This is a genomic window from Mesorhizobium sp. YC-39 (assembly GCF_025753795.1).
GTDB lineage: Bacteria > Pseudomonadota > Alphaproteobacteria > Rhizobiales > Rhizobiaceae > Mesorhizobium.
In genome coordinates this window covers 1,318,134-1,331,344 of record NZ_JAOWPS010000001.1, presented here as the reverse complement: position 1 = coordinate 1,331,344, position 13,211 = coordinate 1,318,134, and the positions used below count along the sequence as shown (strand labels likewise).

General features: G+C 61.3%; 13 protein-coding genes. 3 read left to right on the top strand and 10 right to left on the bottom strand.

What is annotated here, in order from left to right; genetic code table 11:
- The first annotated feature begins 239 nt into the window (after nucleotides 1-239).
- A complete protein-coding gene (locus tag OHD62_RS06295; protein WP_263781605.1) occupies nucleotides 240-1,289 on the top strand; it encodes a LacI family DNA-binding transcriptional regulator in 1,050 nt (349 codons plus the stop codon).
- A gap of 222 nt (nucleotides 1,290-1,511) precedes the next feature.
- Here OHD62_RS06295 and OHD62_RS06290 read toward each other — a convergent pair whose 3' ends face one another.
- The 10 genes from OHD62_RS06290 to OHD62_RS06245 form a co-directional block, all read right to left on the bottom strand.
- Entirely contained in the window at nucleotides 1,512-2,420 is a 909-nt protein-coding gene (locus OHD62_RS06290; RefSeq protein ID WP_263781604.1) for a 3-keto-5-aminohexanoate cleavage protein, read from the bottom strand.
- A 32-nt stretch (nucleotides 2,421-2,452) separates the two neighbouring features.
- Nucleotides 2,453-3,325: an MBL fold metallo-hydrolase gene (locus tag OHD62_RS06285; RefSeq protein ID WP_263781603.1), complete on the bottom strand. Its 873-nt coding sequence runs from the start codon at nucleotides 3,323-3,325 to the stop codon at nucleotides 2,453-2,455.
- A complete protein-coding gene (locus OHD62_RS06280) occupies nucleotides 3,322-4,158 on the bottom strand; it encodes an alpha/beta fold hydrolase (RefSeq protein ID WP_263781602.1) in 837 nt (278 codons plus the stop codon). Before OHD62_RS06280 ends, OHD62_RS06285 begins: the two co-directional genes overlap by 4 nt.
- A gap of 83 nt (nucleotides 4,159-4,241) precedes the next feature.
- Complete coding sequence (locus OHD62_RS06275) at nucleotides 4,242-4,856, bottom strand: glutathione S-transferase family protein (protein WP_263781601.1); 615 nt, start codon at nucleotides 4,854-4,856, stop codon at nucleotides 4,242-4,244.
- Nucleotides 4,853-5,986: an iron-containing alcohol dehydrogenase gene (locus OHD62_RS06270; protein ID WP_263781600.1), complete on the bottom strand. Its 1,134-nt coding sequence runs from the start codon at nucleotides 5,984-5,986 to the stop codon at nucleotides 4,853-4,855. Before OHD62_RS06270 ends, OHD62_RS06275 begins: the two co-directional genes overlap by 4 nt.
- Before the next feature lie 30 nt (nucleotides 5,987-6,016).
- The gene (locus OHD62_RS06265) at nucleotides 6,017-6,715 is read right to left on the bottom strand and encodes an ATP-binding cassette domain-containing protein (RefSeq protein ID WP_263781599.1); all 699 of its coding nucleotides are present in this window, start codon (nucleotides 6,713-6,715) and stop codon (nucleotides 6,017-6,019) included.
- On the bottom strand, nucleotides 6,712-7,479 hold the full coding sequence (locus OHD62_RS06260) for an ABC transporter ATP-binding protein (protein WP_263781598.1): 768 nt from the start codon (nucleotides 7,477-7,479) through the stop codon (nucleotides 6,712-6,714). The genes OHD62_RS06265 and OHD62_RS06260 overlap by 4 nt, the downstream gene beginning before the upstream one ends.
- Nucleotides 7,479-8,339, bottom strand: a complete 861-nt coding sequence (locus OHD62_RS06255) for a branched-chain amino acid ABC transporter permease (RefSeq protein ID WP_263781597.1) — start codon at nucleotides 8,337-8,339, stop codon at nucleotides 7,479-7,481. The genes OHD62_RS06260 and OHD62_RS06255 overlap by 1 nt, the downstream gene beginning before the upstream one ends.
- A gap of 10 nt (nucleotides 8,340-8,349) precedes the next feature.
- Entirely contained in the window at nucleotides 8,350-9,225 is an 876-nt protein-coding gene (locus tag OHD62_RS06250; protein WP_263781596.1) for a branched-chain amino acid ABC transporter permease, read from the bottom strand.
- Between the two features lie 21 nt (nucleotides 9,226-9,246).
- Nucleotides 9,247-10,353, bottom strand: coding sequence for an ABC transporter substrate-binding protein (locus tag OHD62_RS06245; protein WP_263781595.1), 1,107 nt, complete (start codon nucleotides 10,351-10,353; stop codon nucleotides 9,247-9,249).
- Nucleotides 10,354-11,155: 802 nt separating this feature from the next.
- On the opposite strand from OHD62_RS06245, the gene OHD62_RS06240 reads away from it, so the two are divergent.
- Both OHD62_RS06240 and OHD62_RS06235 read left to right on the top strand, forming a co-directional pair.
- Nucleotides 11,156-12,223 carry a pyridoxal phosphate-dependent aminotransferase gene (locus OHD62_RS06240; protein WP_263781594.1) on the top strand — a complete coding sequence of 356 codons (1,068 nt, stop codon included), beginning with the start codon at nucleotides 11,156-11,158 and terminating at the stop codon, nucleotides 12,221-12,223.
- 47 nt (nucleotides 12,224-12,270) lie between these two features.
- Nucleotides 12,271-13,176 (top strand): allantoinase PuuE, encoded by a 906-nt coding sequence (locus OHD62_RS06235; protein WP_263781593.1) that lies wholly within the window; start codon nucleotides 12,271-12,273, stop codon nucleotides 13,174-13,176.
- The last annotated feature ends 35 nt before the right edge of the window (nucleotides 13,177-13,211 follow it).

The following is a 13,211-nucleotide window of genomic DNA, read 5'->3' as shown; positions in this document are numbered from 1 at the left end:
GGAGCGACAATATACCTTCGATAATTTGAAGCGACGATATCGAGACGACAAACCAAAGCAGATTCATAGGCTTGCCATGGCACGGCAGATCGCTTTGTAGCGTTAGCGCCGTTCGGCAATTTCATTTGCCGGCAGGCCGAAGCCTCACAAGGAGTGAAAATAATTGTACCCTTTCAAATAGCTGTTGCTTGCCGCTGGCGTTTGCGTACAACAATAGTGTGAAATGAGGCGACATACCCTTGACCGGCAACAGAGAACGGACGCTCCGGCCCAATCTTCAGGCAGACCGCAAGGCCACCATAGGCGATGTCGCAGCCCTTGCCGGCGTTTCGGTGGGCACCGTTTCCAATGTCATCAACGGCCGCGCCAAGGTCAGCGCGAAGCGCAAGGAGAAGGTTGAGGAGGCCATCAAGACGCTGTCGTTCAGCGGCAGCCTGCTTGCCAAGGGCATGCGCAGCCAACGCTATCCGGTCGTCGGGCTCTGCGTGCCCAACATGACGTCATCGAATTTCGTGCATATGTCCGACGCGCTGGAAGCCCACGCCACCGCCGCGGGGTTTGAGCTTGTCCATGTCATCACCCGGCACGATCCGGCCCGCGAAGAGGCGCGCATCGAACGCCTCATTGCCTCCCGGGCAAGCGGCGTCCTGATCCTGCCGACCCGACGTGGCGACATTCCCCTCGCCAAACTGGCCGCCTCTGCGATGCCCACGGTGATAATTAACCGTTTCGTCGAAAGTGAACTGGGGGCCGACCAGGTGCTCGTGGATCACAGGTCGGCGTTCCGACGGGCAGCCCTGAACCTTATCGAATGGGGCTATGAGCGGCTCATCGTGGCGACGCAGTTTCCGAACTTTGCAGTTGTCCAGCAGAATATTGCGGGAATGCGGGACGCCATTGCCGAAAGCAAACGTCCAGTCGCGCTCGAGATCATGAAATGCGGAAAGACCTCGGAAGAATTCCGGGATTTGCTGGCCGATGCATTGCCCAAGGCTGACCCGCGCTGCGCTCTGGTGGCCAGCGGCAGCCTGCTCGCGGCATGGGCGATCGAATCCATGCGCACGCTTGGCCTGCGCTACCCCGACGACGTAGGGCTCTTGTGCGCGGAAGAGCCGGATTGGGCGCAGGCGCTTTGGCCGACGCTGTCCTGCGTGCAACAGCCAACGCGCGACCTCGCGCAAATCGCCTGGGATCTTCTCGCGCGGCGCATGAGTGGCGAAGGCGAAGCTCCAATCACCATCCGATGCGATGCACGCATCAATTTTCGCGGCTCCGTGAAGTCGCGCTAGCTGCGATCTCACGGCAGGGCCATCCGACTGTTCGGGAAGCCGCTTCTTGCCGCTTTCAATGGCTTCAGAATTTGCGTCACAGTTATTGAGCCGTTTCAAGATCGTTCAGCCCTGAACAGCCGTTCGTCGTGTAATTCCGGACCTCGCCGCGCGCCTGGGACGGCGGCGAGGGCAACGGGCAAGCAGGCACAGTGCCTTGCGCGGGCGAAGGCGCCTTGCTTTTTATTGCAGGTGCAGGATCTGCTTGGCTTCGGCGGGTGTCGCCATCTCTATGCCGAACTCCTTGAAAATCCGGCCCATCTTGTTGATCTGCGCAGCGTTCGAGGCAAACGGCACGCCTGGGAACTCGAACAGATTGTCCTCCTGGCCCACCCGGATGTGTGTTCCCATCAGCGCCCCGTAGCTTGCGGCGCGAATGTTTCCGATGCCGGTCCCATGCGTAAACAATATGAGATCATCGCCGAACAGACGCTCCGCCGTACGCTTCATATACAGCAGGTGATCGATGTCCGACGGGATGCCGCCCAGAATGCCCGTCAGGAACTGCACGATGATCGGCTTCTTCACGTTCTTGGTGTTCAGGTGGCGTTCGAGGATGTAGAGATGGCCGACGTCGTAGCACTCGAACTCCATCGCAATATCGTTATCGATCAGGATGTCGATCATCCGTGCGATCTTCGCGAAGCTGTTGGACGTGATGATCTCGTAGCTCTTCGGACCGAAGGCGTCGCGTTCCCACTCCGTGTCGAATTTGGAGACGCCCTGGTTCTCCGCCTTGCGGAACAGGCCGTAGTTCATCGAGCCGACGATGACGGTGGCAATGTCCGGGCGAAGGTCAAGCACCGCCTCCAGGCGGGATTCCGCTGTCGTGCCGAGTGAAGCGGACATGTTGATGACGGCGTCGGTGTTTTCGCGGATGTGCGGCACGAACTCACGCCACGCCGAAATCGCGTTGGTCGGTCTGCCATCCGGTTCGCGGGCGTGCAGGTGAACGATGGCCGCCCCTGCCTTTATCGCATCGACGGATTGCGTTCGCATTTCCTCGCCTGTGACCGGCAACGCTTTCGACATGGAAGGTGTCAGAGACGCTCCGGTTATTGCGCAGGTAACGATGGTCTTGGTGTTTGCCATGGGACTTCTTCTCTCTTCTGAAAATACTTGGCTCAAGAGGCCGGCTCATAGGCGAAGCCATCGCCCTGACGTCGGATGAAACCGCAATGCGGCGGGGGGAAATGGCAGGGCATGACCAGCGCGCTGGCCTTGCTTGCTTCGTCGAGGAATCGCAGGCGCGTCGACTTGGCCTCGTCGGCGAGCACGCAGAATGCTGTGTTCCATGCCGGATTGAGGATCTGCACCGGGTGATGGAAAATGTCGGCGGAGAACACGCCGGCCTCCCCGCCCGAGCGCAGCCAGTAATTCAACTGACCTGGTGTGTGCCCGATCGCATCGGTCACCCTCAGGCAATCGGCCACTTCGGTCTGCCCGTCGATGAAGTCGGCAAGGCTGGCCTGCACGATGGGAAGCACGCTGTCGGCAAAGGACGAATCCCCGGCCCGTCCACTCTTGCTGAGATCCTTGAAATAATCGAAATCGCGCCTCGGCATCACGTAGCGCGCATTGGGGAAGGTCGGAGCCCAGCGGCCATCCTGGAGAAAGGTATTCCAGCCCACATGGTCTCCATGGAGATGCGTCATCACCACATGGGTGACTTTCTCGGCCTTGACGCCGGCGGCCTCGAGCCAGAGCGGAACCAGTGTGTTGAGCTGGTTCATGCGCGCCGCCGACCGGGGCTTGTGGTTACCCACCCCGGTATCGACCACGATGATGTTGGGGGGCGCGAAGACCACCCAGAGCTGGATGCCGATGACCAGCCTGTTCATGTCGGGATACCAATGCTGCGGTGGCAGCTCATTCTCGCGACGCGCGAAAACGGTGCGATCGAATTCCGGGAACACGATCTCCGGCTGATGCGTCGGTCCGTAGTATTCGACGATGTTGGCGACCTCGATGTCGCCGATGCGCCAGCGTCCGATCATGCCGCTTCTCCCGCCTGCAATCCTGGCAGCCGCGGTGCAAAAGATGCAATTTCCCGCGCTACGGCTTCCGGTGCCTGGTCCGGCATGTGATGCCCGGCGTCGATCACCACGAGCCGCGCGTCCACAACAGGGTCGAGCAGTTCCTGCACATAACTGGTCGTGCGCAAGGGATCCAAGCGGCCGCTGATGGCGAGAACCGGACAGCCGACCTCCGCGAGGTCCGCCCGCAGGTCCATTTCGGCCAGCATCAGGAAATGCGCACGAAGGCTTTCCGGATCGTTCGCCAGCCAGCGAGCCCGGAAGAGATCGAAATGTGCGTGATCCTGTGCGCGCAGCGATTCCGGATAGCCGCTCGCCAGGGATTCCTCGACAATGCCGTGGGTTCCGGCCTGTCGAAGCAGCTCCGCGCGAGCCTGCAATCCCGGCAGATTCTCGGGCGTCACGTTGAGCGCAGGGTTCATGAGGACAAGGCCGGCGCAGCGCTCGGGGTGCCTTGTCGCGAAGCTTAGCGCCACCGCCGCCCCGACCGCGCAGCCGGCCACGAGGGCCTTCTCCCCGATGCCAACGGCATCGAGCAAGGCGGCCAGGTCGTCCGCAAGCTGGTCGACGCGAATGCCCTCCTTCACCTTCTCTGACATGCCCGCCCCACGCATGTCGAAACGGAAGATCCGGAAGCGCTCCCGAAGCAACGGAACCACGCGATCCCACGACTCGATCATTCCGCCCATCTCGTGGACGAGGATCAGCAGCGGGCCGCCCGCGCCGTCAAACCTGTAGCGGAGAGCTACACCAGCCGCCTCGCACCAACTCCCAGTCATTTCAATTCCTTGCATTTACCTGAACCGGTTCATCTGTATTTTGGAAACTTGCATTGGTCTACAATCCCAAACCATGTTTCGATGAAGCGCCACGCTGCTCAGTAGATGTCGGCGAAGGCCGTCTCGATGAATGAAGGCCGCTTGGAAAATTCCTCGAACCAGACCGCCAGCCGGGGACGACCCTCGCGCCAGCCGAGCGTACCGAAGCGAAAATCCAGATAGGCCAGGGCACTCGCGGCAGCGACATGGGATAGCGTCAGTGCGCCTTCATGCAAGCCGGTGTTACGTTCCAGCGCGTCCAGCCCCGATGTTGCGCGCAGAGCGCTGGCCTGAATGACTTCCTCATCCCTGCGCCCGTCCGCCTTGCCGCGCTCGGTGTTCCACATCACGCAGGTTTCGATCAAGGCGTCGATCATCGAGTGCCGGGTCAGCACCTGCCAGCGCGTGGCGCCTGACGCCGGCACCAACGCGCCTTCACCGAATTCCGCGTCGAGGTATTCGCAGATCACTCGGGAGTCGTAGATAACCTGCCCATCATCGAGGATGAGCGCCGGTATCTTGCTCAACGGGTGAAACCTCATCACCTCGGCATTCGGCTTCGCGGGGTGCACCACCATCCGTACGCGCTCGATCCGGCCGGCGATCCCCAGCTCGTGAGCAACGATCATCACCTTCCGGACAAAGGGCGAGCGAGTTGACCAGAACAGCTTCATGTCAGCCGCGCCTCGCTGATCGCGCCCATCCAGACCGTGACCGCTGCAGCGCCAGCATCCGGCGAGCCTGTAGCGCGATCACCCAGATAAGACGCCCGGCCCACCCGAGGATACATCCCGGCGGTCTGCTGCGCACCGGTTTCAGCGGCCTGAACGGCCTCCCGCCAGGTCCCGTCCCGCCACGCGTGACAGGCAGGGATCAAGGCATCGAGCATGGTCCGATCACCGGCTTTCGCACCTCCAAGTTCGCCGATAGCCGCAACGCCCGCTTCGAAAGTGGCGCGCCACTGTTGCTCGTCAGGCTCGGCGACGCCGGAAAGGCTTTTCGACGCACGCAACAGCGCGGTGGCATAGAACGGGCCGGAGCTTCCGGCTATTGCGCGGCGAGTTCCGATCAGCCCGTTGAGCGCCTGGTTAGCCGCCCACATGACAGTCTCGCGTGTCTCGTCGCTGTCTTCCGCGATGAGCCGAGGGCCCCATTCGAACAGAGCCTGCAACAACACCTCGCTGTAGCCGATCTGGATCGGGGCGTTGCCGGGCCGTGTCACGTACTGCTCGAGGACATGCGTGACGGAATCGACCACCCCGTTTTCCAGCTGCCGGCGGTTAAGGCTTTTCATCGTCGACGGGTCGAGGATCGCGAACACCGGAAAAGGCACCTTGAGCGCACGCTCCCTGCGCGAAATGACGGAGACCGGGTTGCTCTCGTAGCCCGTCGCCGGGAGCGTGAGCACCGCACCATTGGGCACGACTTGCACGGGCTCCTCGCCGCCCATGAAGCGGTCCCAGGGATCCGCGTCCTTCATCGGAATGATCGCGGCCACGAACTTGGAGGCGTCGATCACCGAGCCGCCGCCCACGCCCAGCACAAAATCGCAGCTCTTTTCCCGGGCCAGACGGACAGCGGCCATTGCCGTCTCGTATTCGGGGTTTGCCTCCACCCCGCCGAACTCGTGAACCTCAAGCCCCGACAGCGCATCGAGCACCTGCGCATGCACCCCGTTGGCCTTGATGCTGCCGCCGCCATACATCAGCAGGATGCGCGAATAGCCCTGCACCAGATCGCCAAGCCGGGCGATCTCGCCCACGCCGAAGACGATACCTGGTGTGTTCCGCAAATCGAATTTCACAGCAACCTCCCCGGCGCACCCGCGCCCTGTTCAGAAATAGCTCCAGAGATTGATCGTCTCGGCCTCGGCCTTGCTGCCGTTGAAGACCAGCCGGCCGCTGTTGATGATCATGACATGATCGGCAATGGCCATGGCGGAGGCGATCTTGTGTTCGATCAGGATGGCCGAGACACCGAGCCTCGCGCAGATCTCGCGAATCTTGCCGAACAGATCCTCCACGAGGTCGGGCTGCAAGCCTACCGACGGCTCTTCCAGCAGGATGCAGCGCGGCGAGCCGAGCAGGGCAAGCGCGAAGGCGAGGATCTGCTGCTGTCCGCCGCTCATTTCGCCCGCGATCGAGTTCCTGAGCCTGGCGAGGTTCGGCAGCAATTCGTAGACGTCGTCCTTCTTGATCTTGCTGCCGCCAGGCGTGCAGTTGCGCTGCGCCACGATGTCGATGCTGTCCTTGACGCTGAGGTCCGGGAAAATACCGCGCCCCTCGGGAAGCAGCTTGATGCCGCGGTCGAGCCGGGCCGCTATCGGAAGTTTGTCGATGCGTTCGCCGTCGAGCAGGAGTTCGCCCTCCTGCACGGGGATCAGCCCGATGACGGCCTTCAGGGTGGTCGACTTGCCCGCCCCGTTATGTCCGAAGAAGGCCAGGATCTCGCCGTCATTGAGCGTGAAAGATACCTTGTCCAGGATGGATTTGTCGCCGTAGCCGGCGACGAGATTGCGCGCTTCGAGCGTCACTTGCCGGCTCCTTTCCCGAAATAGATTCGGCCGAGTTCCTCATTCGCGACGATTTCCGCCGGCGTCCCCTGCGCCATCAAATGCCCACGATGGAAGAACAGCACCTCGTCGGCGATGCGCTGGACAATCTGCGTGTTGTGCTCGACGACGAGCAGGGTCTTCTTCTGCTCCTTCAGCTTGTGGATCAGTTCGACCATGGCATCGAGCGCTCCCGCCGCCAGACCGGAAGTCGGCTCGTCGAGCAGCACGAGCTCGGCGTTGGTGGCCAGCACGCGCGCTATGCAGAGCAACTTCTTCTGCCCGTAGCTGAGGCTCGATGCGGCTGCATCCAGCTTGTGCCCCAGGCCGACCTGCTCCAGAAGCGCCGCCGCCTCAGCCGTCTTGCGGCGCAGCACGGCATTGGTGTGAAACGGCCTGAAGATCGCGGTCAGGGGATCGTTGGCGCTTTCGTCCTTGAGGCAGACGAGCACGTTTTCCAGCGCAGTCAGTTCCTCGAACAGTTGCAGGTTCTGGAACGTTCGGGCTATCCCCCGCCCGACGCGCTCGTGACGGGTCGCCAGGGTGATGTCCTCTCCCTTGAAGACCACGGAGCCGGTATCCGGTTTGATGAAGCCGGTGATCACGTTGAAGATCGAGGTCTTGCCGGCGCCGTTGGGGCCAACCACGCAGCTTGTCCGCAGCGGCTCGATGGCGAAGCTGCAATCGTCGAGCGCCACGAGGCCGCCGAAACGCTTGGTGACATTGGAAACGCTGAAATAGGTCATCAGAGCTTCCTCCCCGCTATGCCTTGCGGCCGCCACAGCATGAAGGCGATCAGGATCACCCCGTAGAAAAGCTGCCGCACGGGTCCGACGACGGTCGACGGGATGTCGACAAGGGCGAGAAGCTGCGGGATCGCGAGGAGCAGGAACGGACCGATGATCGAGCCCGCCAGCGTCCGTGCACCGCCCACGACCAGCATCGTGACCAGCAGCACCGACACGTGAATGTCGAACGACACCGGGTCGATGAAAGAGATGTAGGTCGCATAAAGCGCGCCGGCGACACCGGCATAGGCGCCGGAAACAGCCGCGACACCGACCTTGGCCCTCAGCACCTTGCGGCCCGCAGCCACCGCCGCGATCTCGTTCAGGCGGATCGCATGCAGGAGCTTGCCATGGGGCGAGCGCATCAGAAGCCAGAAGCTGGTCGCCACGATGATCAGGATGACCGTGACCAGAAGCGCGAACTGCTGCGACGAGGCGAAGCTGTAGCCTGCTATCTCTGCGATCGGAATGCCCATGAGGCCCGTAGCGCCGCCCGTGAGATCCTGCCAGTTGATGAAGACCGCGGTTGCGACCAGCTGGGTTCCGAAGGAGGTGATGATGAAATAGTCGCCTGCAAGCCGCAGCGAAGGGAGAGAGGACAGTACGTTGATGGCGGCGCATGTCAGGACCGCCGCCAGCAGAGCGAGGGGGAACGGTACGCCCGCCATCATCAGGAGAGCAGCCGTGTAGGCACCTACCCCCATGATAGCGGCCTGCGCGACCGAGAAGATGCCGATGACGCCGATCAGCAGATTGGTCGAAAGCGCCGCGATCGAGAAGATTTCGGCAAGGATGAGGAAGCTGAGAAAGTAATTCATCGTTTCGACCTCAGAACGCGCGGCTGAAACGGCTGCGGAACAGGCCTTCGGGCCTGAACAGGATGAACACGATAAAAATGCCGAAGACGGCGGCGACGCTCCAGCGGCCCGGCATGAAGGCCACCGACATCGACTGCACGACGGCGAGCAGGATCGACATGCAGAAGGCGCCCCGCAGGCTGCCGATACCGCCGGCGATCATCGCGATCACCGCGGTGAGTAGCACCAGCAGCGAGGTATAGGGCTGCAGGGCCTGGTCGACGCCGATCAGCACGCCCGGTACCGCGACGATGGCCGAGCTTATCGCCAGCACTATGGCAAAGACCTGCTTCGGAGCCAGACGCGTGATCTCGGCGAGGTCCGGATTTGAGGTCACCGCACGAATGCGCTTGCCGAGCGCCGAGTGGCGCGAGAACAGGATAAGCGCGGTGACGATTACAAGGCTTGAAACCAGGATCAGCGCCTGCGGGTAGCTCAGCGAGATGCCGCCGAGGCTGAGATGAGACAGGCGCCATGTCAGGTCGAACTGGACGATGTTCGGGGTGAACAGGATCGCCACGACGTTCTGCAGCACCGTGAGCAGGCCGATCGACGCGATCATCATCACCAGGGGCGATGCCGTGTTTCGGGCAAGTCGCTCATAGAGCAGCCGCTGCGTGAGATATCCGGCAACGCCCCCAAGGGCGACCGCCAGCGCGAGCGCGCCGAAGAATGGCACGCCGACGCCGACCAGCCACCATGCGAAATAGGCGCTGAACGTATAGATCCCGGCATGGGCGACGTGAAACGTTCCTGTCGTGGCGTAGAAATAGGAAAAGCTCACGGAGACAAGCCCGATGGCGCATCCGCTGACCACGCCATCGATGAACAACTGCAGATAAAGCATTGGCGGCGATTCCGTCTACACTCAGTCCGCAGACCGGGCTGTTTCAACGATGACGCGCTCCTTGCCCTTGTACTGAAGGATTTCGACCGGCCTGGATGCCGTGTTGCTTTCGAAAGTAACGTCGGCGACGGGCGATTCGAAGGTGCGTATGGCCAGAACGGCGTCGCGCAGAGCCGGCCCCGTTATGTCCCCGCCGTCGGCGATAACCTTCTTGGCCGCCTTCAGGATGATGTTGGTCGAGTTGAAATATTCACGCGCAAAGAAACCCATATCCTCGGCGTTGAACTGCTTCTTGAAGGCAGCCACCGTGGCTTCGTCCGGATAGCCGGACTGGATAGCCGTCTGGTACCAACCTTCAGTCGACGCATGGCCGAAAAACGGACGCGAGAACGTATTGCCGATCCCAGTAGGGAAATCTGGTATTTGGCCAACCTGATCGGCCATGGCCTCATGGCTCTGCGTAATGGCGATGTAGACGAAATCGGGCTTGGCGGCGGCGATCTTCAGCAAGGTCGAGCGATAGTTGGTCTGCCCGAACTCGACAGGCTCCTCCGCGATGATCTCGCCGCCAGCTTCCTGGAAATACTTGCGGAAGTCCGTGCTGCCATCGATGCCTGCCGCGGCATTCTCGTAGATGATCGCTGCCTTCTTGCCGACGTGCTCGATCGCATATTTGGCCAACACGCTCGCCTCCTGCCGCACCAGCGGAATGGTGTTGACCAGGAATGGCGACGCGTTTTCCAGCTTGTCGGTCTGGGCGGCGGGGTTGACGACGAGAACCTCGCGCCGGGTAGCCAGCGGCGCGATCGCCAGCGAAATCGACGAAAATGCGGTCAGAAGCGCCGGCACGCCGTTCAGATCGATCATGCGATTGAAGGCGAGCACGGCCTGGTCCGGCTTTCCCTGGCTGTCGTCGAACAGAATCTTGACCGGCACCCCGTTGATGCCGCCCCGGGCGTTGATCTGGTCGATCGCAAACTGGACGCCCTGCTGTTCCTCAATGCCTATCGGCGCGGCCGGCCCCGTCAAGGGCAACAGCGCCCCGAGCAGGACTTCCTTCGGTTGAGCAATGGCTGAAGCGCTGAAAGCGAGCAGCGCGCTGAAAGCGGTGACAATAAATTTGCGCATTATCTCCTCCATAAAATGACACTGGCAAAGCACGCCTGCACCACGAGGTCCCAGACGCCTGGGATCGCCGCCCGGGGGAGCCTCCCGCCCCGCGCGACAGCCATTCGAAGCTTCGGGGCAGACATTGATTGAATGATCGTGGACTGTCAATGAACCGTTTCAAAAAACTTAAAAAAGTCATACTAGAAGCTAAGGTCCGATGTCCAGGATAGCGTGAGCGCACAAATTCAGGTCCAAAATGGAACTTCCGGCGTAGAATTCATTGCAAAACGGCGGCCCTCAGCCGACAGGCGAGGGCCTCGCTTTCATATGTTCCGTCCAAAAAGGAACAGAATGAACGGTTTCAACGTGATACTTTTTTTGGACGTCTGCTTGTTGGCGGCCGGCTTTCGATCGCGTTGGATTCTTCTACCAGGGACAAATCCATGAGCTAGGTACACCTGAGCAGATTTTCGACAGCCCGCAAAAAGTCCGAGACGGCCGACTTCCTGCGTTCGGTGCTATGAAGTTGAATTTTAGGGCGACTTAAGAGCGTTTCGTCAGCTGGCCGACATGGCGGCGCCGTTCAGAGCACCCGTTGCATTGATAATACTCCAAGTGGCTAGATAGGGTCATGAGCCTCCCTCAAGTCTTCAAGTTAGACGGGAGGGCAGTTCGATTCCTTCACGAGGGCCAGAATTTCGGAGCCATTGCGCGGTTAGTTTTTGCTTGTGCATGCGCTGGCGGATTGTAGCTTGCTCTTGACTCGTTCAGCAGGGGTAGCTCGCGAGGTAACCGCCAGCATGTTTCCCAAGGACTAATCATGACTCTGAAGGCAGCGGCCCATGTGAAGGCAATGTCCGCTTTTGCCTTGGCAAATTTCGGCGGCTACGATCGGACCACCCTTGCACAGAACGAGAGCGCTTTTCCGCCCAGCCCTAGAGCGATTGCTGCCGGCAGAGACGCGATGGCTCGCAGCCATCTCTATCCTGACCCGGATTGGACGGAATTACGCGAAGCGATTGCGCAAGCCTATGGTGTCGAGCCGAATTTGACCTTGTGCGGTGCCGGTTCGATGGATCTAATAAGCTGTACCATCGCGGCCTTATCGGGATCGGGTAACGAGGTGCTAGGCACCTCTTACGCTTATAACTTCGTGGCCTCCGCCGTTGCGCGTGTCGATGCGCTCTATGTTAAGGCCCCTGAACGGGATTTCGCCGTTTCGGTTGACAACATTCTGACGACCGTCACGCCGGCAACGCGGATCGTCTTCGTCTGCAATCCCGGAAATCCGACCGGCACTGTCATTCGGAACGCTGAACTGCAGCGCTTGCGCGCCGGCTTGCCGGGGGATGTGCTGCTGGTTATCGACCAGGCATATGGCGAGTTCGATGATCAGGATCCACAACCTGTCTTTGCGCTTGTCGCGCGTGGCGATACCGTCGTGTTGCGCACGCTTTCCAAGGCCTATGGCCTAGCTGGCGCTCGCGTCGGCTGGGGATTGTTTCCGCCTTCGGTCGCGGCCGAGGTGCGCAAAATGCAGAATTCGAACCAGGTCACGACGCCAAGCCTCGCAATGGCCGTGGCGGCCATGCAGGACCAGGCCTATATGCGCGAAACCGTGGCCCAGACGGCCGGAATTCGCGATCGGTTTGCGCATGATCTGCGGTCTGCCGGCTACCGTGTTCCCGAAAGCCGAACGAATTTCGTGCTGATTGGCTTCTCCAGCACAGCCGCCGCGGAGGCAGCCGAGAGGACCTTGCGCGGCGCCGGTATCATCGTCCGCAGCTTGGGCGGTTACGGCCTCTCGGACTGTTTACGCGCGACGGTCGGTCCCCAAGAGATGATGGACAAGGCGCTGCGCATACTGATCGACATGCGCGGCGAATAGATCCGGCGACCGCATTTTTTGCGACTGCATCCTGAGGAGATTCGCGAATGCCGTACCTGCCCGTCCGTGATTTCATCGGCTATGGCGACAAGCCTCCGGCCGCTGAGTGGCCGGGCGGCGCCAAGCTGGCACTCAACATCGTCGTCAACTATGAGGAAGGCGCCGAATACAGCATCGGCGAGGGCGACAGCGTCTCCGAGGCGATCCTGTCGGACCTTGCCGTGTCCCCAGCGGTACCGGGCCTGCGCAACCGCAACATGGAATCGCTCTACGAATACGGCTCACGCGTCGGCGTCTGGCGGCTGGCCTCGCTGTTCCGGGAAAAGAACATCATTCCGACCTTCTACGTCGTCGGGCGAGCGCTGGAACTCAATCCAGCGGCTGGCAAGGCAATCGCGGCGCTTGGCAGCGATATCGTCTGCCATGGCTGGCGGTGGATCGATTATGCGCCGCTAAGCGAGGCCGAGGAGCGGAAGCATATCGCGATGACCGTCGACACCGTGCAACGGATCACCGGCATCCGTCCACTCGGCTGGTACACCGGCCGACCCAGTCTCAACACGCGGCGGCTGGTGGTGGAGCACGGCGGTTTCCTGTTCGACTGCGACGACTACAATGACGACCTGCCCTATTTTGTCGACGTCGATGCCAAGCGGCATCTGGTCGTGCCGCACAGCTTCGACAACAATGACAGCCGGTTCTCGCGCGGCTCCGGTCTGGAGACAGGCAGCCAGTTCTTCGAATATGTCAGCGATGGGGTGGACTGGCTGCTGGCCGAAGGCGGGCGCACGCCTCGCATGATGACCGTCTCGCTGCACTGCAGGCTGGCGGCCCGGCCGGGCCGGATGATCGGGCTCGCCCGCTTCCTCGACAAGATCAGGGCCAATCCCGACATCTGGATCTGCCGCCGCTCCGACCTTGCCCAACACTGGCTGGATCGGTTCGGCGGCTGAGACGATGTGCAACCGCTTTGGCCGCCGGCAACACC